At 69.7% G+C, this 19,205-nt stretch carries 11 protein-coding genes and 1 pseudogene; 2 read left to right on the top strand and 10 right to left on the bottom strand.

Going from position 1 to position 19,205, the window contains the following annotated elements; translation table 11 throughout:
* Positions 1-4 precede the first annotated feature (4 nt).
* Positions 5-1,528: a gluconokinase gene (locus FRANEAN1_RS15995; RefSeq protein WP_041254240.1), complete on the top strand. Its 1,524-nt coding sequence runs from the start codon at positions 5-7 to the stop codon at positions 1,526-1,528.
* A gap of 437 nt (positions 1,529-1,965) precedes the next feature.
* Here the strand turns inward: FRANEAN1_RS15995 and FRANEAN1_RS15990 are convergent, their stop codons facing one another.
* The 6 genes from FRANEAN1_RS15990 to FRANEAN1_RS15965 all read right to left on the bottom strand — a co-directional run bounded on the left by FRANEAN1_RS15990 (position 1,966) and on the right by FRANEAN1_RS15965 (position 8,659).
* Entirely contained in the window at positions 1,966-2,523 is a 558-nt protein-coding gene (locus FRANEAN1_RS15990) for a nuclear transport factor 2 family protein (protein ID WP_020460843.1), read from the bottom strand.
* Positions 2,524-2,581: 58 nt separating this feature from the next.
* On the bottom strand, positions 2,582-3,616 hold the full coding sequence (locus FRANEAN1_RS15985) for a dihydrodipicolinate reductase (protein ID WP_020460842.1): 1,035 nt from the start codon (positions 3,614-3,616) through the stop codon (positions 2,582-2,584).
* 213 nt (positions 3,617-3,829) lie between these two features.
* Positions 3,830-5,236, bottom strand: coding sequence for an aldehyde dehydrogenase family protein (locus FRANEAN1_RS15980; protein ID WP_020460841.1), 1,407 nt, complete (start codon positions 5,234-5,236; stop codon positions 3,830-3,832).
* Positions 5,237-5,504: 268 nt separating this feature from the next.
* Entirely contained in the window at positions 5,505-6,602 is a 1,098-nt protein-coding gene (locus tag FRANEAN1_RS15975; protein ID WP_020460840.1) for a dihydrodipicolinate reductase, read from the bottom strand.
* Between the two features lie 282 nt (positions 6,603-6,884).
* Positions 6,885-7,625, bottom strand: coding sequence for a glucose 1-dehydrogenase (locus FRANEAN1_RS15970; RefSeq protein WP_020460839.1), 741 nt, complete (start codon positions 7,623-7,625; stop codon positions 6,885-6,887).
* Positions 7,626-7,957: 332 nt separating this feature from the next.
* Positions 7,958-8,659, bottom strand: coding sequence for a TetR family transcriptional regulator (locus tag FRANEAN1_RS15965; RefSeq protein ID WP_041254238.1), 702 nt, complete (start codon positions 8,657-8,659; stop codon positions 7,958-7,960).
* Between the two features lie 482 nt (positions 8,660-9,141).
* Here FRANEAN1_RS15965 and FRANEAN1_RS15960 point away from each other — a divergent pair, with 482 nt between their 5' ends.
* The gene (locus FRANEAN1_RS15960) at positions 9,142-10,419 is read left to right on the top strand and encodes an alpha/beta hydrolase domain-containing protein (protein WP_041254236.1); all 1,278 of its coding nucleotides are present in this window, start codon (positions 9,142-9,144) and stop codon (positions 10,417-10,419) included.
* Positions 10,420-10,467: 48 nt separating this feature from the next.
* On the opposite strand, the gene FRANEAN1_RS15955 is transcribed toward FRANEAN1_RS15960, so the two are convergent.
* The 4 genes and pseudogenes from FRANEAN1_RS15955 to FRANEAN1_RS15940 form a co-directional block, all read right to left on the bottom strand.
* Positions 10,468-13,581, bottom strand: a complete 3,114-nt coding sequence (locus FRANEAN1_RS15955) for a glycoside hydrolase family 3 N-terminal domain-containing protein (protein WP_020460836.1) — start codon at positions 13,579-13,581, stop codon at positions 10,468-10,470.
* Between the two features lie 513 nt (positions 13,582-14,094).
* Entirely contained in the window at positions 14,095-15,654 is a 1,560-nt protein-coding gene (locus FRANEAN1_RS15950; protein ID WP_020460835.1) for an ABC transporter substrate-binding protein, read from the bottom strand.
* Positions 15,655-16,654: 1,000 nt separating this feature from the next.
* The gene (locus FRANEAN1_RS15945; protein ID WP_020460833.1) at positions 16,655-17,473 is read right to left on the bottom strand and encodes an SDR family NAD(P)-dependent oxidoreductase; all 819 of its coding nucleotides are present in this window, start codon (positions 17,471-17,473) and stop codon (positions 16,655-16,657) included.
* Positions 17,474-17,629: 156 nt separating this feature from the next.
* Positions 17,630-18,891: pseudogene (locus FRANEAN1_RS15940) on the bottom strand (amidohydrolase family protein).
* Between the last annotated feature and the right edge of the window lie 314 nt (positions 18,892-19,205).

Raw genomic sequence — 19,205 nt, 5'->3', positions numbered from 1 at the left:
GACTATGACCTATCAGGTTGAAGTGGTTCTCGGCGTCGACGTCGGCACGACCGCCACGAAGGTCGTGGCCTTCGACCCGGACGGCCGCGAGCACGCCAGTGCGAAGGTCGGCTATCCCCTGCTCGAGCCCCACCCCGGTGAGGCCGTGCAGGATCCGGACGTCATCAGGGCGGCGGTGGCCGAGGCGATCAGGGAGGCGGCACGGCAGGCCACGGACGCCGGCCACCGGGTCGGCGGCCTCTCCTTCTCCGCCGCGATGCACACGCTCATCGGCATCGACGACGTCGGCCGGCCACTGACCCCGTCACTCACCTGGGCGGATGCCCGGGCTGCGGCACAGGCCGAACGGCTGCGCGCCGCCCACGGCCTGGAGCTGCACCGCCGGACCGGCACGCCGACGCACCCGATGTCCCCGCTGGCCAAGCTCGTGTGGTTCCGCGAGCAGGACCCGGAGATCTTCGCGGCGGTGCGCCGCTGGGTGGGGATCAAGGAGTACATCCTCGCCGACCTGTGCGGCGAGTGGCTCGTCGACCACTCGGTGGCATCCGCCACCGGGCTGCTCGACCTGGCCGCCCTCGACTGGGACAGCGAGGCGCTGGACGTCGCCGGCATCGACCCGGCCCGGCTGTCCCGTCTCGCCGCGACGACCGAGGTCCTCCCCCGTCTCACCCCGGCCGCGGCCGAGGCACTCGGGCTGCCGGCCGCGACGCCGGTGGTCGTCGGCGCGAGCGACGGGGCACTGGCGTCGCTCGGGGTGGGAGCGGTGCACGGCGGGGTCGCGTCCTGCTCGATCGGGACGAGCGCCGCGATCCGGGTGATGGTCGACCGGCCGACCGTCGACCCGTCCGGGCACCTCTTCTGCTACGCCCTCGCGCCGGAGCGCTGGGTCATCGGCGGGGCCATCAACAACGGCGGGCTGGTACTGCGGTGGGCACGGGACGCACTGGCGCCCGACCTGGAAGACGAGGCGGCCGTGCTGGACATCGCCGCCCGGGCCCCGGCGGGCTCCGACGGGCTGCTGATGCTGCCGTACCTGACCGGGGAGCGGGCGCCGCACTGGGACTCGCTCTCCCGCGGGGCCTACATCGGGCTGACTCGGGGGCACCGCCGCGAGCACCTCGTCCGGGCGGCACTCGAAGGGGTCTGCCTGCAGCTCGCGCTGGTCGCGAAGTCCATCCGGGACGCCGGGATCGAGGTCTGCGAGACGCGGGCGACCGGCGGTTTCGCCCGCAGCGCGCTGTGGCGGCAGATCCTCACCGACGCCCTCGGCATGGACGTCGGCTTCCCCGCGACCCGGGAGGGCACGAGCTTCGGCGCGGCACTGCTGGGGATGGCCGCCCTCGGCATGGTCGAGAACCTCGACGCGGCGGCCGACCTCGTGCCGGTCGGTGGCATCCACCGCCCCGAGCCGGCGTCCGCGGCCATCTACCGCACGCTGCTCCCGGTCTTCGAGTCGCTCCACGAGGCCCTCGTCCCGGCGTTCCGCACGCTGCGGAACCTCGGCCGGCCCGGCCATGGAACCCACTGATCCCGGTCGGCGTCGAGCAAGCTCACCGCCCCTCAGGCCCCCGATCAGGCGCGCGACGGCGACGGTGAGCGTCGGGTCAGAGGGCCGACTCCGCACGCAGCGTTCACCCTCGCGCCCCCGCCTCGGGCCGTCCAGGCGGGGCACCCGTGTTGATGGCACTAGTGGCGGTGGACTACTGGCAGGTCACCTGCCCCCTGTCGGCTGACATCCCGGGGGCCGGAGCCGGAGACCAGCGCCCGTCCGCTCTGACCCGCAGGCGCCGGAGATCGCACGCACCGAGGACCTGGGAAGGTGTCCGGTGACGCCGGTGGCCCGGACGACGGTCCAAGGTGTGGCATCACTTGCACAGCCCGCAGCACCGGGCTGCCGGCTGTGCGGGTGATGCGCGTCCTGCGCCAGCCCCGCACCCCGCGTCGCTGGTCAGCGGACCCGCACGGTCACCATCTCTCGACCGGAGTCTTCTCCAGGTCTTGCGGCCGCGCGTACGACGGGTCGCTCTTGTCCCACGTGCCCTTGACGAAGCCGGCGAATGCCCCGGAGGTCAGCAGCGACGTGTCGCCGGCCATCGTCCACTCGAGGGTGCAGCGGCGCAGCGCGATCCGCCACACGCCGTCCCGCCGCTCGACACGGTCCAGGTAGCGGCCTCCGAAGAGGTGCACGCTCTTGCCGTCGCGGGCACGCATGGCCCCGATGACGTAGCTCTCGCAGTGCGCCTCATCTCCGTCGATCTCACAGGTGTGGGTCGTGATGTTGTGCAGGTGGTCGACGAAGACCGATGCGTGCGCCTTGTTGGCGTAGTCGCCGTACTCGGGGCCCAGCTTCACGACGGGCCCGTGCTCGTCTACTCCGTCCTCGTGGTAGACACTCCTCATCAGCTCGAGATCGTGCCGGTCATGACCGCGCGACTGGGCCATGATGCAGTCGAGAATGGCGACACGGTCCTTGACGTACTGGACCTCGCGGCGCAGTTCCTTGAGCTCGTCCTCGATGGACATTCAATACTCCTCTGAACCCTTGTCTTCGGGATCGGGATCCTCGGGATCCGGCGCCCCATCAGTGAAAAAGCCCGCGCGGCTGTCCCACGGGAAGGTCGAGGTGCGTCCGGATGCCGGGCGGGGCGGCGACGACGTCGTGGATCAGGTTGACGACCGCCATGGCCGTCCAGGTCTGACCGGGATGGGCCGAGCCGTCGGACGGACCGGCCTCGATCGTGAACGTGGTCGCCGGGTCTCCCAGGAACTCGACGACATAACGACTCGCGCCGGTGGCGATCTCCGGGGTGAGACCGTCCGCCATCTTCCACTTCGACTGGAAGACGATCACGGGGCGCCCGTCGACCAGCGCCTCCCAGCGACGGCACATTCCCGCCACCTTGCCGGCTGGGATGACCCCCGAGGCGACGGTCAGATCGGTGTCGCTGACTGCGACCGTCAGGCTGCACTCGTAGCGGTCGACGGTCAGACCCAGCCCCGCCGCCAGCAGACCGATGGACTGGCTGTACGCGTCGAGAGCCAGCCGGTGCGTCCGGTGGGCCTCAGCCGGCTCCCGACCGAAACCGAAACGGGTGAGCATGTCGCTCGCCGGGGAGCCGCTGAAATCGACCACCTCGGACACGATCACCTGGTCGAGGCGGCTGTGCAGCCGGGAACCGACGAGCGCGAAGACGTCACCGGCGAAACCTGGATGGATGCCACCGGCGTGGAAACTGCTGCCGCCCGCCTGGCACGCCGCCTGCAGCCGGACTGTCGCCTCATCCTCCGGCCGCGGGAAGGTGAACCCCAGCGGGGTGACGACGTTCTTCCCCGAACGCAGCAGGGCCTCGAGATCGTCGAGATCGGGCCCTGCGGGCGCGTAGTGCACGCAGTCAGCCTCGAGGGCGAGGAGCTTGTCCTTGTCGGTCGTCGCGGTCACCCCGAGCGGGGCGGTCCCGGCCAGCGTCCCCGCGTCCACACCGTCCTTGGCCGCGGTCGTCGTGTAGACGCCGACCAGCTCGAACACGGGATTGGCCGCGAAATGCCGAATCGCGATCTGGCCGACACGGCCGGTGCACCACTGGACCACACGTAACGGACGCGGTAAATCCGCCATTCAGGATCTCCTTCCGGACGGGCCGGACCTGGTGATGACGTGGGCCCGTACTCGATGTCAGCGACATTCGATCATCCCTCCGGCGCCCCCTGCCAACGGAGCAGGATCCTGGCAGGCGCCAGCGGCGGGGCGGGGTCCCGCCCCGCCGCTGGCGGGCCACCAGGTGCAGGACACCGGCTCGGTGGTTGCCGACGGGCTCGCCGGCGGGCGACGTCAGTCCTTGGCGCGGTACTGGACCTGGAGGTCGGTATAGCCCGCGAGCCCCCAGGGCCCGTTCTCCACCCCGACGCCGCTCCATTTGAGACCGCCGAAGGGCTGATGGGGGCCGAGTGCCACATGGGCGTTGACCCAGGCGGTGCCGCAGTCCAGGCGCTCGGCGACGGCGCCGGCCCGATCCGGGTCCGCGGACCAGACCGAACCGGAAAGCCCGTAGTTCGTGGCGTTGGCCCGGGCGACCGCTTCGTCGATGTCCCGGTACGGCAGCACCGGCAGCACCGGTCCAAACTGCTCCTCGTCGACGATCCGGGTGCCCTCGGCCGCCCCGACGAGCACGGTCGGCGGGAAGAAGTAGCCGGGGCCGTCGATCGGGGCGCCGCCGGCCGCCGCCGTCGCGCCACCCGCCAGCGCCTCGGCGACCAGGTCGCAGACCCGCTCGTACTGCGGGCGGTTCTGGATCGGGCCCACCTGGGTGTCCGGGTCCATGCCGTCACCGACCCGGGCCGCCGCGGCCTGGGCCGCGAGAGCGTCGACGACGACATCGTGCAACGATTCGGGAACGTAAAGGCGCTTGATGCCCGAGCAGACCTGCCCACTGTTGTCGAAGGCCCCCTCGAAAAGCTTCCGCACGATGGCGGCGGGATCGACATCGTCGAGAAGGATCGCGGCGTCGTTCCCGCCGAGCTCCAGAGTGAGGCGCTTGAGGTCAGGGGCCGCCGAGGCGGCGATGTGCTTGCCGGTCCCGGTCGACCCGGTGAAGCTGATCTTCCGCGGGACCGGATGGGAGGTCATCCACCGGCCCAGCTGATCTCCGCCTGAGACGACGTTGAGCACACCCGGTGGGAGCACCTCGCTGAGGATCTCGCCCATCAGCAGGGTGCTGAGCGGAGTGAACGGCGACGGCTTCAGCACGACCGTGTTCCCGGCGAGTAGCGCCGGTCCGAGCTTCCAGGCCGACAGCATGATCGGGAAATTCCACGGCGTGATGGCCGCGACGACGCCCATCGGGCGGTGCACCACCTCGGCGCGGACATGCTCGTCGTCCTGGATGACCTCGCGCGGGATCTCCAGGCGGGAGAAGTACCTCAGCCAGTAGCCGGCGCCGAGCACCTCCATGTGCGCAGATCTGAGCGGCTTGCCCTGTTCGGCGGTCAGGACCGGGGCGATCCGGTCCGCCGCCGCCGAGAGTCGCTTCGATGCCTCGCGCAGGATGGAGCGGCGCGCGTCCTCGTCGGTGCGCCAGTCGGTGAATGCCTTGGCCGCGGCGTCGAACGCCTCGTTCAGCTGGCCCTCATCACAGTCCGGCGCATCCGCGTGGACCTCGCCCGTCGCCGGATTCACAACACCGAAGGTCGACGGGGCGGCCCGGCGCTCCCCACCGATGATCATTGACACGTCGGACATGTTCCCCTCTGCATCTGACATCGGAATGCTGGCCGCACACCACAGCACGACACTAAACGAGTGTTTAATACCCCTGACACCGACGAGTCAAGCGAAGTACGGCCGCCGGCGGCCGGCAGGGGCCCGAGCCGAAGCGCGGCGGCGAGGGTGTGGCCGCCGGCCGTGGAGCCGTCGCACTCGCCACCTCTGTCGCCGATCCCGCGCCCCTCGGCACGCCATCCGCAGCTCGCGTCCCGGAGGCCGTCGATCAGCAGGTTGGCGAGGGTGGTCAGTCGGCCTCCACGAGCGGGCGTCGCCACGTCTCGCCCTCACGGAAGAGCCCACGCGGACGGCCCAGCGGCAGGTCGAGGTGGGTGCGGATCCCGGGCGGCGCGGCGACGACGTCAGGAATCATGTTCACCACCGACATGCCGGTCCAGATCCGGCCCGGGTATCCGGGGTCACCGGTCGCACTGGGTTCGAGATGCTCAAGGATGATCTTCGTGGCCGGCTCGCCGAAGAACTCGATGATGTACCGGTTGGTGCCCTCCCGGATATCGGGCGTGAGGCCGTCCGCCATCTTCCATTCGGAGACGAAGACCACGGCAGGACGTCCGTCGACGATCGCGGACCAGCGGTGACGCATACCGGCCACGGTGCCGGCGGGGATCTTCCCCGCCGCGACGGCGAGATCCCTGTCACTGACGGCGAACGTCAGCTCACTCTCGTATCTGTCGACCGGCAGGCGGAGGGCGGCGACCAGCTGGGCGATGGACTCACCGTAGTCGCCGTCGATGGCCCGCATGACGGGACTGGGATTGGCGCGGGCCTCGTCCGGGCCACGGCCGAAACCGAAACCACCGAAGAGCAGATCTGCCCCGGGGTGGTCGCTGAAATCGCACACCTCGGTCACGACCACCTGGTCGAGGCGGCTCAGCAGGCGGGAGGCGACGAGCGGGAGGATGTCCCCGACGAAGCCCGGATGGATGCCGCCGCCGTGCAGCGTCGTCCCGCCCGCCTGGCAGGCGGCCTCAAGCCTGATCGTCCGCGGGTCGTCCGGCGCGGGGAAGGAGAGGCCGACCGCGGTCACGACGTTCTTCCCCGAACGCAGCAGTGCCTCCAGGTCATCGACGTCGACCGCCAGCGGCAGGTAGTTCACGCAGTCCGCGTCGAGCGCGATGAGCGCTTCCTTGTCAGTGGTGGCGAGAACGCCGATCGGACCGATCCCGGCGAGCGTGCCCGCGTCGACGCCCTCCTTGCCGGTGGAGGTCGTGTAGACCCCGACGAGCTCGAACGTCGGGTTCGCAGCGAAGTGCCGGATGGAGACCTGGCCGATCTTCCCGGTGCACCACTGAATAACACGGACAGGGCGGGACGGGTCTGGCATCGATCGCCTCCGGGTTCATGAAGAACGGGCGTCGCGGAATGCTCAGGAATCCGAGCAGGCGGGTGTTTCGCGGTCGCCGAGCCGAGCGAGGAACGCCGGGTGCGCCACCGGCCTGGGCATACCCGCGGTACGGTTACGTCCGCACCTCGCCCGAGGACCCTACCAGCCTGCTAAGCGGACGTTAAGGGCCCGGACTCCGGACGACCCTACCGATCTTTCCCTGACCGGCGGAACCTGTGGGCCCATCGCCGGGCGACGCGGCCCCGCACGACAGGCATCCGGTCAGCGGGCGACGTAACCGCCGTCGACCGGGAGCGCGACCCCGGTCACGAACGAGGCGTCGTCGCTGGCAAGGAACAACGCGGCGGCGGCAAGCTCGTCGGGCATCCCCCAGCGCCTCATCGGCTGCGGGGGAACGACACCCTCGGGCGGAAGCGAGTCGTCCTCGGCGTCCGCCTGACGGGTCCAGGTAGCGCCGGGGCAGACCGCATTGACCCGGATCCCCTTGGCCGCGTAGTCGAGCGCAGCGGACCTGGTCAGTTGCACGACGGCGCCCTTCGTCGCGGCATACACCGCGAGGCCCTTCCAGCCGACCAACCCAGCCGCCGACGCCGTGTTGATGATCGACCCTCCACCGCCGGCCAGCATCACCGGGATCGCCGCCTTCATCCCGAGATAGACGCCCTTGACATTGACCGCCATTACCGCGTCGAAGTAGTCCTCCCCCGCCTCGGCCAGCGGGACGATCGGCCCCGTGAAGCCCGCGTTGTTATACAACACGTCGAGCTTGCCGAACCGATCGACGGCGGTCGTTATCATGCGCTCGATGTCTTCGGTCGACGTCACGTCGACGTGAACCGCGATCGCCCCGTCCCCGACCGCCTTCGCGGTGAGCGCCTCGCGGCCACTCACGTCGGCACAGACGACGCGCGCGCCCTCCCGGGCGAACAGGAACGCCGCCGACCGCCCGATGCCCGAGCCGGCCCCGGTGATAACAGCAACTTTTCCGTCCAGCTTGCCCATGGTGTCGCTCCCGCACCGCAACCCGACCCTGAACACCTGTATAGCATATTTCCGGGCACGACGAACCGACAGACGGACGTTACGCGGGGCCGTCCGCGTGCCGGCAGAGCTGCCCGACGGCCGACCAGCAGACCTCGCCGTCCAGTCCGGCGGCCGGACCAGGCCGCCAGGCCTGGGCACTCCGCCGAGTGACTCCATCGCTACGCGCCGACCCGCGTGCGCCCGACAGGCCCGCAGGGGTCGGCGCGGCGCCTCCGTGGCCCGACCTCTCGCTGGTCGCCCTCGGCTGGCTCCAGCGTGTGCCAATGGCTGCTCGGGAGGGGTGCGCCCACCTAAACTACCCTGAGGGGGCCGCCTGTCGTCCGGGCGCCGGAGTAGACGTCGCGGCCGGACGGACCGAGGAGTCGTCGCGTTTCGGCGGACACAGGTGCGGTCAGAAAACCGGCAAACCCATCGAGGGTCGTCGTGACGAACAAACCGAAGGGAATCGTCTCCTGTCGCGTGGCGATTTCGCGTTCCCGCTCGGCCGCGGCGTTGATGCTGAGGGTCTGCACCTGCCGCACCCGAATCGTCAGCGTTGGCTCGCCGAGGTCCGGCAGCAGCCGCCGGACCTCGGCGAGAAAGTCCTCTCGAGACTGGTGAATATCATGCTGGGCGAAGAGCCGCCCGGGGTCGGCACCGCGCCGGAGCTGCTCGATGAACGAGACGTAGGAGTTTCCGGGTGACTCCGCGAGCTCCAGGATGGGCAGCAGGTGAGCCTCAAGGCAGGCACGCACGTCGTCCGGCGCGAGGCGATCCCTCAGTAACGCACGTCGTTCGAGGAGCTGCGGAAGGCGATAGGCGAAGATCGCCTCTATCAGCCGTTCTTTGGTACCGAAGTGGTAGTGGACAGCAGAGCTGTTCGCCGATCCGGCCGCGGCGGCGATCTGTCGCAGGGAGACCCCGGAGATGCCGTTCTCCGCGAACAGCCGTTCAGCGGCGATCAGGAGCTGCAGCGCTGTCGCGGTGCGTGTTGTGGTGGGCGGGTGGGTCACGCCTGGCTCGCGGGCGAGCGTTCGGCGGCGTCGCCGGCGAACCCCTGCTGGCTGGCGCGGATCCATTGCCACCGTGAACGCACAGTCATCTCCTGGTACGAGGCCTCCGGCCGTCGGGACTATACCGCGATGCGAGGGCTCCCTCGCTGAGCCGCTCGTTCGTCAGGTCACCGCTGCGAAGCCCCGAAGTAGTACCCGGCACCGGGTTGGTGGGGTCCTGGACGAAGGTGTCCGGCGGCTGGGCGCCGGGCCGGCTGCGGCGACAGTGCGCCGCCGCCGGCGGCGGTGCTGGCCGAGCCGTCGCCGCGCAGGAGAAGGAGATGCCGTGCGGGCAGCCGTTGTGGGGTACAGGATCAGGTACTAATGTCTCATATAACGTACCTAGGCGAGAGGGCGCGATACGCATGGTTGGTCCTGCAGCGCTGCGGTTGTCCCCGGATGACGGCGGATCGACATTCGCCCCCTATGGCAGCGACACTTCGTTGCTCTCTGACTGCGAGTACGTCCAGGAGGAGTGGATCGCCGTCGGAGAGGAGGATGGCCGCCCCTACGCGACGACCGTCTGCGTGCGCCGGCCCTGGGACTCGGCTCGTTTCAGCGGCACGGTGGTCGTCGAATCCGTGCACGTACACGGCATTGCGCCGATCTGGATCTTCAGCGGCGCCTACATCCTGCGGTCAGGACACGCCTGGGCCGCGGTCACCTCCCAGAAGACCGCGCTCGACATCCACGTCAAGCCGTCCAACCCGGAGCGTTACGCCTCCCTGGACATCGAAGATCCCGGCTCCGCGGACCTCGACCTGACCCTGCGGCTGCACGATCCCGAGGCCAACCGGGTGTTCTGGGCGGAGCTGCGCCGCCGCAACCGGGGGTCCAGCGCCATCCTCGCCCAGGTCGGCGCCGCGCTGCGCGGGCCGGACGGTCCGTTCGCGGGGCGGGACAACGTGCGTCTCATCCTCGCCGGGCACTCACAGACCGGCGGCGTGGCCACCCACTACATTCACGAGGCCCACGACACCCTCCGCCTCGCCGACGGCTCACCGGTCTACGACGGCTACTTCCCGTCGGGCATGCCGCTGGACGCGTTTCACGACGTCGACACCCCGATTGTCCAGGTCATGTGCGACGGCGATGTCCCGCGTCCGGACTCGTCCTTTGTCCCCGGCTACGAGGGCCGCCGCTACCGCCGCGACGACAGCGACGCCCCCGGTGACCGCTACCGGCTCTACGAGCTCGCCGGCGCCCCGCACATGGGGACCCGATACGCCCCGTACAACGACGTGTCGCTGTGGAACGCAGTCCAGGAGGACAACGCGCACGCCGCGCTCGGCCCCCGGATGAACAGCCTCCCGCACAACGAACTGGTCAGCCTGGGCCTGCACCACCTCATCGCCTGGGTGGCCAACGGGGCCGTCCCACCACGGGCCGAGCGACTCGAGCTGGATCCGGACGGCTACATTGCCAAGGACGAGCACGGCAACAGCCGCGGCGGAGTCCGCTGCGCACAACTGGACGTCCCGCATTCGACCTACCGGCCCAACCCCCTGAGGCCTGACGGCACCCCGGACGGCTACATCACCGTCGGCAACGACGAGCCGTTCGACGAGGAAACCCTCCGAAAGCTCTACGGGGACACGGCTACCTTCGTCGAGCGCTTCAACAGGCGTCTCGATGAGCTCATCGCCGAAGGCTGGCTCCTGGCCGAGGACGCCGACGAGATGCGCCGGGAAGCCAGCCGGATCGACATCCCGTCGTATTGATTCGCCTTTCCCTCGGCCACGCCCTGGGTCAGGCCCGCGGCGACAGCTTCAGCACGATGTCGACCGGGCCCAGCCCGCCGACGCTCTCCTCGAAGGCCCGCCGCAGCGCGGACACGTCACGGACGTCAGCCTGCCGGGCGACGATCCGCCCGCCGATCGACGCGACCGCCTGCACGGTCTGCTCGAGGTCGTCCGGATTCGCCATCGGGTACGGCACATCATCACTGGCTGCTGGCGGCGCCGCTCAGGGCATGCCGTTGACGAAGAACTCGTAGAACCCGTGCGCCGTCGCGTACAACCGGGCGCGGGCCAGCGGCCCGTCGAGGTCGAACCCGTGCCGGAGCAGATAGGCGGGGCGGTGCCCCGGCACGGGTGTCTCGTACTCGACCGGTTCGATCCACCGCGCCACCCACTCGTCCGGCCCGATCCCCACCTCCCAGGAACAGGTCTGGGACCAACTGCCCTCGCCGAGATCCGTCCACACCTTGACCCGCCACACCACCACCTGGCCCGGTCGCTCTCGATCCGCCCCGAGTCCCACTCCCCCGTGCTGATGCGGTGGGCCGTCTGGCGGGCGGAGCCCGCCGGCAGCCACCACGACAGCCGCGGACGACGGACCTCTGTCCCGAACGCCTCGTCCAGATGTTCGACGCGCAGACGCGTCGGCGCACTCAACGACACCAGCCTCACCCCAGGGGAACAGGAACGTTTCAGTAACGACAGCTGACACCGGGCTTCTTCTCGTTGCCACGACATGGGCCGGATCACGCGGACAGCCCTGCCGCCGAGGAAGTACCGGCACATTCCACCGGGCCGCCCACGACGCCGCCGGGCTCGCTCGCTACCGGGCCCCGCCACGGACAGCGTCACGGAACGGAGCTGCGTCGAGCTCCGGCCCACCGAGATGGTGAATGTTCCCGGCTCCACGATCCGTTCGGTGAGGTCGATGTTCCAGAAGGCGAGCTGGTGTGGCTCGAGGACGAACCGCACCGTCGTCGAGCGCCCCGGTTCCAGCGTGATGCGGCGGAAGCCGCGCAACTGCAGTTCCGGTCTCGGTACCGACGAGACGTCGTCCCGGACATAGAGCTGGACCACCTCGTCCCCGGCGCGGTTCCCGGTGTTGCTCACCTCGACGCTGATGCCGACGGATTCCCCGACGTGGATGCTGGACCGGTCGAGCACCGGCTCGGAGATGTCGAACGTGGTGTAGCCCAGGCCGTGACCGAACGGGAACAGCGGCGTCCGGTCCACCTCGACGTACGGGTACAGGTTGGCCGAGGTGTGGCGGTCGTAGTAGACGGGCACAGCACCCGAGGCACGGGGCACGGAGACCGGGAGTCGACCACCTGGTTCGGCCCGCCCGAAGAGCACGTCCGCGACGGCGTTCCCCGTCTCCTGGCCCAGGTACCACCCCTCGAGCAGAGCGTTCGCGCCCGCCGCGAGCCGGGTGGCGGCGATCGGCCGGCCGTTGACGAGCAGGGCGATGACCGGCTTCCCGACCTGCACAACGGCCTCGACGAGTTCCTCCTGCAGGCCGTAGAGACCGAGCTCGTTGCGGTCACCCGGGAAGAGGGGCCGGGTCGTCTCACGGGCGATGGCCGGGTGGTCGCCGACCACGAGGAGCACGACGTCCGCCCGCTCGACGACAGCGACGGCGTCCTTGATCCGCCGCCGGTTCTCCGCGTCGTCGACCGGCAGCACGGGCGCGCGGCCCGGGCCGGGCATGGCCGCCTCCTCCTCGGCGCCCACCAGCCGGACGCCCTCCGCGTGCTCGACCGTGATCGCGCTTCCGACGATGGCCGCCCGCAGGCCGTCGAGCACGCTCACCCCAGCGTCGTTCTCGCCCGAGTACCCGCCGTAGTAGAGCTCGCCGGCATTCGGGCCCACGACGGCGAGCCGGATCTCGGCGTTCGGATCGAGCGGCAGGATGCCGTCGTTCGTCAGGAGGGTGAGCGCACGCGTCGCCGAGTTGCGTGCCAACCGGACCGCCTCGGCGCTGTTGTACTCCGCCTGTTCCAGGCGCCCGTACGGCTGCTCGAACAGACCGGCCTCGAACTTGAGCGCGAGCACCCGGGCGAGGGCCTCGTCGACGAGGGTCTCGTCGACGAGGCCCTCCCGGACCAGCGGGGCGAGCATCGAGAATGCCTCGCCGTCCGGGAGGTCCACGTCGACGCCTGCTGTCAGCCCGATCGCCGCCGCCTCCCCGAGACCGGCGGCCACCCGATGATCCGAGATCAGCCGCGCAAGCGCGTCGTAGTCACTCAGGTACACACCCTCGAACCCGAGCAGAGCGCGCCCCAGCCGCTGCAGGAGGTCGCGGCTGGCGTGCGACGGCAGCCCGCCGACCTCGTTATACGAGGGCATGATGAAGGCCGGATTGGCCTCGCGGACGACGTCGACGAACGGAGCCAGGTAGGTCTCCCGCAGGGACCGCTCATGAGCCGGCGCGGGCGCCGCGTTGATCCCACCCTCAGGCGACGCGTGGAGGAAGTGCTTGAGTGTGGCGAACATCCGGTCGGCCGCGAGCGGTCGGGACCGGCCCTGCAACCCCCGCACGGCGGCGACTCCCATCCGGCCTACCAGATACGGGTCCTCCCCGAAGAACTCCTCCACACGGCCGTAGCGCGGATCCCGCGCCAGATCGAGCACAGGACCGAGGGACACGGTGGATCCGACGGACCGGGCCTCCCGGGCCACCACGGTGAAGACCTCCTCCACCAGATCCTCGTCCCAGGTGCTCGCCAGAGCCGGGGGAATCGGGAAGATCGTCGCACCGCGGGCGACGAAGCCGTGCGCCGTCTCGTCGTGGAACAGGGCCGGGATGCCGAGGCGGGTCTCCTCGACCAGGTACCGCTGGACCGCGTCGACGAACGCGATGGTCTCCTCCCGGCTCCGATGCCAGTTCGCCGGAAAGCCCGCCATCCCCATCGCGTCCACCGGCCGTCCCACGAATCCGATGCCATCAGGTATGAGCACGTGGGCCCGCGCCGGGTCGAAGGTGCCGTCGGGCAGCACAACCTTGTACTTCGAGATCCAGATCGACCGCAGCTGGGCGACCTTCTCCTCGAGCGACATCCGCTCGATCAGATCGGCGACCCGAGCCGCTGTCGACCGCGCCGGGTCACGATAGACCGGCAGAGATCCGGGCGAAGTCTCCTGCATGGTGACCTTTCTCGAGGCGACAGCTCATCCAGCGGCCGGTGCCCGCCCCACAGCGGGGCAGGAGATCGCCAGGACTCCGCGCGGCCAGGGTGGGACGACCCCGGTGCCTTCCTCCGTGAGGGCGCGCAGACGGTAGCCGAGGCGTCCACGCCTCGCGGATCCCGGCCGGTCCCGGCCAGCCTCCGCCATTCCCCCACGCCACCGGATCATCCGGCAAGCAGTTGCCAGCTGTTGTCCGGGCGTGTTGGCCACCCATGGCCGCACCCCGCGCCCGTCCGCAGGCTCCTGCTCCAACCGCGACGGCCGAATCATCCGGCCCCTCCCCTTCAGACAAGTTGCCGCCCGCTTTCGCCGCACGCGTTCGACCTGGGAGAAACCCACCGACGGGCCGTCCAGAAGCCGCGGGCCGACACCTGGCCGTAGCTGGACGCGACCGTGGTCGAGCCGTCCCTCGGCGCCCGCGAGAGGCGGCTCGACCACCGGATCCTCCCTGTCCAGTGCTGCCGAGCGCCGCTACTTGCTGATCCACAGCTCCTCGGGCAGCAGCGAGCCGTTGCCGTAGAGCCTGATGCCGCCGACGTTCTGCCCGCCGATGGCACCCAGCGCCACCCGCGTGATGAAGACCACCGGGACCTGGTCCGCGAGCCGCCGCTGCACGGTCTCGTAGGCCTTCCCGCGCTCCTCGTCGCTCGTCGCGGTGCGGCCGGCCTGCAGGGCCTCATTGAGTTCCGGGTCGTTGATGCCGGACAGGTTGGACGGCGAGCTCCCGTCGAAGACCGTCGACAGCACCGGGTCGGGGTCGTAGAAGAAGGAGGACAGGGTGACCATGTCGAAGTCCCGCTTCGAATACAGCTCTCCGAGCCTGGACTGGTCGAGGGGCTCGATGTTGACCTTGACGTTGTCAAAGGTGCTGAGCTGTGCCTGGACGTTCTCCGCCATCGCCCGGTTCTCTGTGCTGGGGAACGCGGAGAACGTGAAGGAGACGGGTTTGCCCGCCGCGGCCAGCTCGTCGAACAGGCGCTGCGCGGCAGCCTTGTCGACCTTGCGGAGCGGAATGTTCGAGTAGAAGGGCGAGCCCTCGGTGAACAGCGTCTCGACCGGCTTTCCCAGGCCGTTGTAGACGGCCAGGTTGAGAGCGTCGAGGTCCAGCGCGGCGGCGATGGCCCGGCGGGCGCGGGGATCGTCGAACGGCGCCCGGCGTGAGTTCATCGTGAGGAACAGTCCACCGTTGACGTTCTGCCTGCCGAGGGCCAGGCCCTGTTCCTCGGCCTTCGAGAAGTTCTGCCAGCTGGACTCGGCGGCCGCGTCCGCGGTGCCGGAAAGGACCGTGTTGAAGCGCTGGTTGGTGTCGGCAAGCGTGCGCAGGGTGAGCGTGTCCAGATAGGGCTTGGGGGCGTCCCAGTACCTGGGGTTCTTCGCCAGCTCGATGCTGGCCTGGCGGGTCCAGCTCTTCAGAGTGAAGGGACCCGCACCGATCGGGGCCTTGTCGAAGGCCTCCGTTCCCTTCTCCAGCACGGCGGGCGAGGCGATCCAGTTCATCGACGAGGTGATGACGGAGCCCGCGTACCTGGGCATGGGAGTGACCATCGTGACCTTGAGCGTGAGGTCGTCCACCACCTCGGTAGAGGCGGCCACGGATGCCTGGGCGAGGGAGGTGGCGCCGTTAGCAGGATTCTTCAGGCGGTCCCAGTTGAACTTCACTGCAGCGGCATTCAGCGGCGCCCCGTCGGAGAACACCAGATCCGGCCGCAGTTTCAGTTCGAAAGTGGCGCCGTTGTCGGCGGTGGTGAACGACTCCGCCATGGAGAACTGAATCTTACCGCTGTCGTCGTCGGTCATCAATGTTCCGTATAAGGCGTTACCCACGGCGGCATTGATCGCATAAGCGTTGCCGAGCGCCGCTGGATCCAGACTGCGCGGCTCGCCCAACATGAGGATCCGGCCGTGACCGCCGGCGACCGGTTCACCTGAGGCAGATGACGTCGAGGGGGAACCGGAGCCACCGCAGGCGGTGAGGACCGCCGCAAGACCACTGGCTACTGCCACAAACAGGAAACGTCTCCTACGCAACATGCCACCCTTTCGAGGACCAGAATCATGCGTGAACTCGATCTTGTGAACAGTCATTTCCAGGCCGCCCGGCGGCGGCCTCCGCCGGCGTCCATCGGCGATCGCGGCGGACCGCGCGGCATCCTGGCCGCGCGTCAGGGAGCTGGCGGGGCGCTGGCTTCGACGCGGACACGCGCTGAGGAACAGCGGCCACGCCGGAATGCCAGGGCGGTGGGCGCTCGGGCCGACTCAGCGTCACCTGGTCAATCTCTCCGACCGACGAGGCGACGCACCGTCCCGGGAATCCTCATCCAGGCGGACGTCACTCCGCGGTGGGCCGGCGAGCCCGGCCAGGGGTTCCTCCTCAGTTTCAGGGCTCACCACGACTGGCTCCGGGGCACCCCCCGGAGACCACGAAATCCGGTGAGTCTCGCCACACCGACTTGAACGATAGTTCAGCATGAGCCGCCGCGGACGTCAACCAGAATCCGTCTGATGACTGCACGTACAGACCAGTCCGGCGCAGAGCCGGTGACAACCCGACCGCCCGCGAGCGGGGCTGGCGCGGGGCAGCGTCCGGGCCGGGCCGCGGCGATGTACGCCCGGCACCGAGCCATGCGGCTGTTCGACGACCCCGACGAGGTGCCCCGCCCTCGATCGCGAGGTCCGTGCCGCACCGCACGCCGGTCCTCCCGCCGCAGCGGTGATCAGGTCGTGCCCCGACCGACGGCGCGCGTCGTGGAGCCGGTCCGGGCCCCGGCCCAGCGCGACCGCCGTCCTGGCCGGTGGCTCGGCAGCCACGTGACTACTGGTTGGTCAGCTTTCCGGTGATCTGGTCGATGAGGCCCTGTTCGGTGATCGGCGGCGGGACGTCCTGGCAGGACGCCGGGACCAGCGGGCGGGATGCCGATCGTGTCGGCCCGGCACCGTGTTCCGCGCGATCCCAAGCACCCCGCGGGAGCACGGCGGAACAAGCGTGCGGCAGACGAGGTCCGTTCCGTACTCGCGGATCGCCGGTCGGTTGTCAGGCGAGTTGCGTGCCACCGTCGACGGCGAGCACCTGACCGGTCACGAAAGCGGCCCCGTCCGAGGCGAGGTAGACGGCAGCAGCGCCGATCTCCGCGGGAAAGGCGAACTGACGATCGAGGACCGTGCGGCGGCTCATCAGGCGCAGCTCCTCCGTCGACCGGGTGGCGGCCAGCCGCGCGACGATCCCGTCCGGATGCCACCGACTACCCGAGTTGACCTCCTGCTCGTAGTCCAGCGGCATGGTCGCGTAGGGGGCGATGGCGTTGACCGTGATGCCCTGTTTCCCGACCTCCCTGGCGAGCACCCTGGTGAAGGCGTGCACCGCCCCTTTCATCGCCGAATACACCGCCATCAGGGGATCACCCAGGATCGCGGACGTCGACCCGATGTTGATGACCCGCCCGCACCCTCGTTCGATCATGCCAGGGAGCGCCGCATGGGTGCAGTTCAGCGTGCTCGCGATGTTGAGGGAGATGTCCTTCTCCCAGACCGTCGGATCGCTGTTGACGAACTCCGCGAACTCCGCGTTTCCGCCGGCATTGTTCACGAGCACGTCCAGCGCTCCGAACCGCTCATGTGTCGCGGCCACCATGGCGCCGACCTGGGCACGGTCGGTGACAGCAGCGGCCCACCAGAGCACCTGCCCGGCGCCGCGTTCCAGGACAGCGTCACATACCCGGCGGCCCTGGGCCTCGTCGCGGCCGACCACGACGACGTTCGAGCCCTCCGCGGCGAAGGCCAGGGCTATACCCCGGCCGATGTTGGCGCTCCCGCCCGTGATCAGTACGGTACGGCCGTTCAGTCCTGTCTCCACCACAGCCTCCTGAGCTCGCGGCCAGCAGCCTCTACAGGTAGCCCCTCTCCAGACAGCCCCGCCCGGCCAGCCGCTTCTCGCCTTCGGTCCAGAGGCGGACGCGACCACCTGTTCCCGAGCCTCGCCAGTCCGCGGCGCCTGGGCCCTACGCCCGGGTCAGACCGGCTGGGAGCGCTTCTCGGCGTACAGCCGCGCCCATTCCGCCCGCGACCGGATGGCGGTGTCGACGTCGACGGCCTTCGCCCGCAGGGCGCCGACAGTCGCCTGCTCCCTGGGCACCACCGCGAACGGATCCCAGTTGAAGAACCGGCAGGCGTTCCGCCAGGTGATCTTGTCGATCTCCTCGTCGGTCGCACCGGCGTTGTTCAGCTCGTTGAGCACGAACTCCGGCGCGTCGGGCCAGATCGAGTCCGAGTGCGGGTAGCCGCACTCCCACGCGATGATGTCGATCCCGATCTCACGGCGCAGCTTCAGCGACGTCGGGTCGGTGACGTAGCAGGCCAGCGAGTGGTCGCGGAACACCTCGCTGGGCAGCCTGCCGCCGAAGTCACGGCGCAGCCAGCGCTGGTTGGTGTAGTGCCGGTCGCAGCGGTCCAGGTAGAACGGGATCCAGCCGATGCCGCCCTCGGAGAAGGCGAACTTCAGGTCCGGGTAGGTCCGCATCGCCGGGCCCCACAGCAGATCCTGCGCGGCGAACGCGGAGATCTGGGTGGCAAGGATGATCATGCTGTCGGCGGGCGAGTCGGGCGCCAGCCGGAGGGCGGCGAAACCGGTGCCGATGTGCAGGCACATCACGACCCCGGTCTCCGACAGTGTCTGGAACACCGGCCCCCAGTAGTCGAGGTCGTGGTAGCTGGGCAGACCCTCCAGGTGCGGCAGCTCCGGCATGGTCACCGCGCGGCAGCCCTTCGCCACCACCCGGCGGATCTCGGCCACCATCAGCTGCGGATCCCAGGTCGGCAGCAGCGCCAGCGGGATGAACCGGCCCGGGTACGTTCCGGCCCACTCGTCGATGTGCCAGTCGTTGTACGCCTGGACCATCGCCACCGTCACCTCGTCCTTGAAGTGGTTGAGGTGGCCCGCGCTGAACCCGGCGAAGGTCGGGAAGCACATCGAGGCGAGGATGCCGTTACGGTCCATGTCCCGGACCCGGTCATGGATGTCGTACACGGCCGGGCGCATCTCGGCGAAGCCGGCCGGGTCGAGGCCCCATTCCTCGGCGGGCCAGGAGACGACCGCGTTCAGTCCGACAACGCCGGTCACCCGCCCCCGGTAGACCACTGATCGACACCGGCGGCGTCCTTCACGACCCGCGGGGCCTGGTCCACCCACTTTCCGGGAAGGTGCTTGTCGAACATGTCCGGAGGCTCGACCACATGGTCGTCGATGCTCACCAGCACCAGGTCCTCAGTGTTCATCCGTGCCTCCACGGTCTCGAAGCCGGCTGGACGGTCATGCCCGGCTGGACGGTCGTGCAGGGACCGCGTGCGCGGCAGCCCCAGCCGCTCGGGCCGCGACCGCGCCTCGACCCGAGGGCGCCGTTCCACCCCCGGGCGGCGGCTGTTCTCGACCCCGTCCGCACGACACCCCTCCAGGAACCGATTAGACGATCGCCTAATCGCTGGTTGGTCAGGTTGGGGCGACCAGTGGGTGGGAGTGGCCCACGTGGTCAAGCAGCGCCGCCAGTTCCGGTGGGGGTGGGGCGGTCGACCAGCGGTGCCAGTACAGCTGC

It is taken from the genome of Parafrankia sp. EAN1pec, from assembly GCF_000018005.1.
Lineage (GTDB): Bacteria > Actinomycetota > Actinomycetes > Frankiales > Frankiaceae > Parafrankia > Parafrankia soli.
Note: the sequence above shows the minus strand (reverse complement) of the source record. Positions and strands in the feature narration are given on the sequence as shown.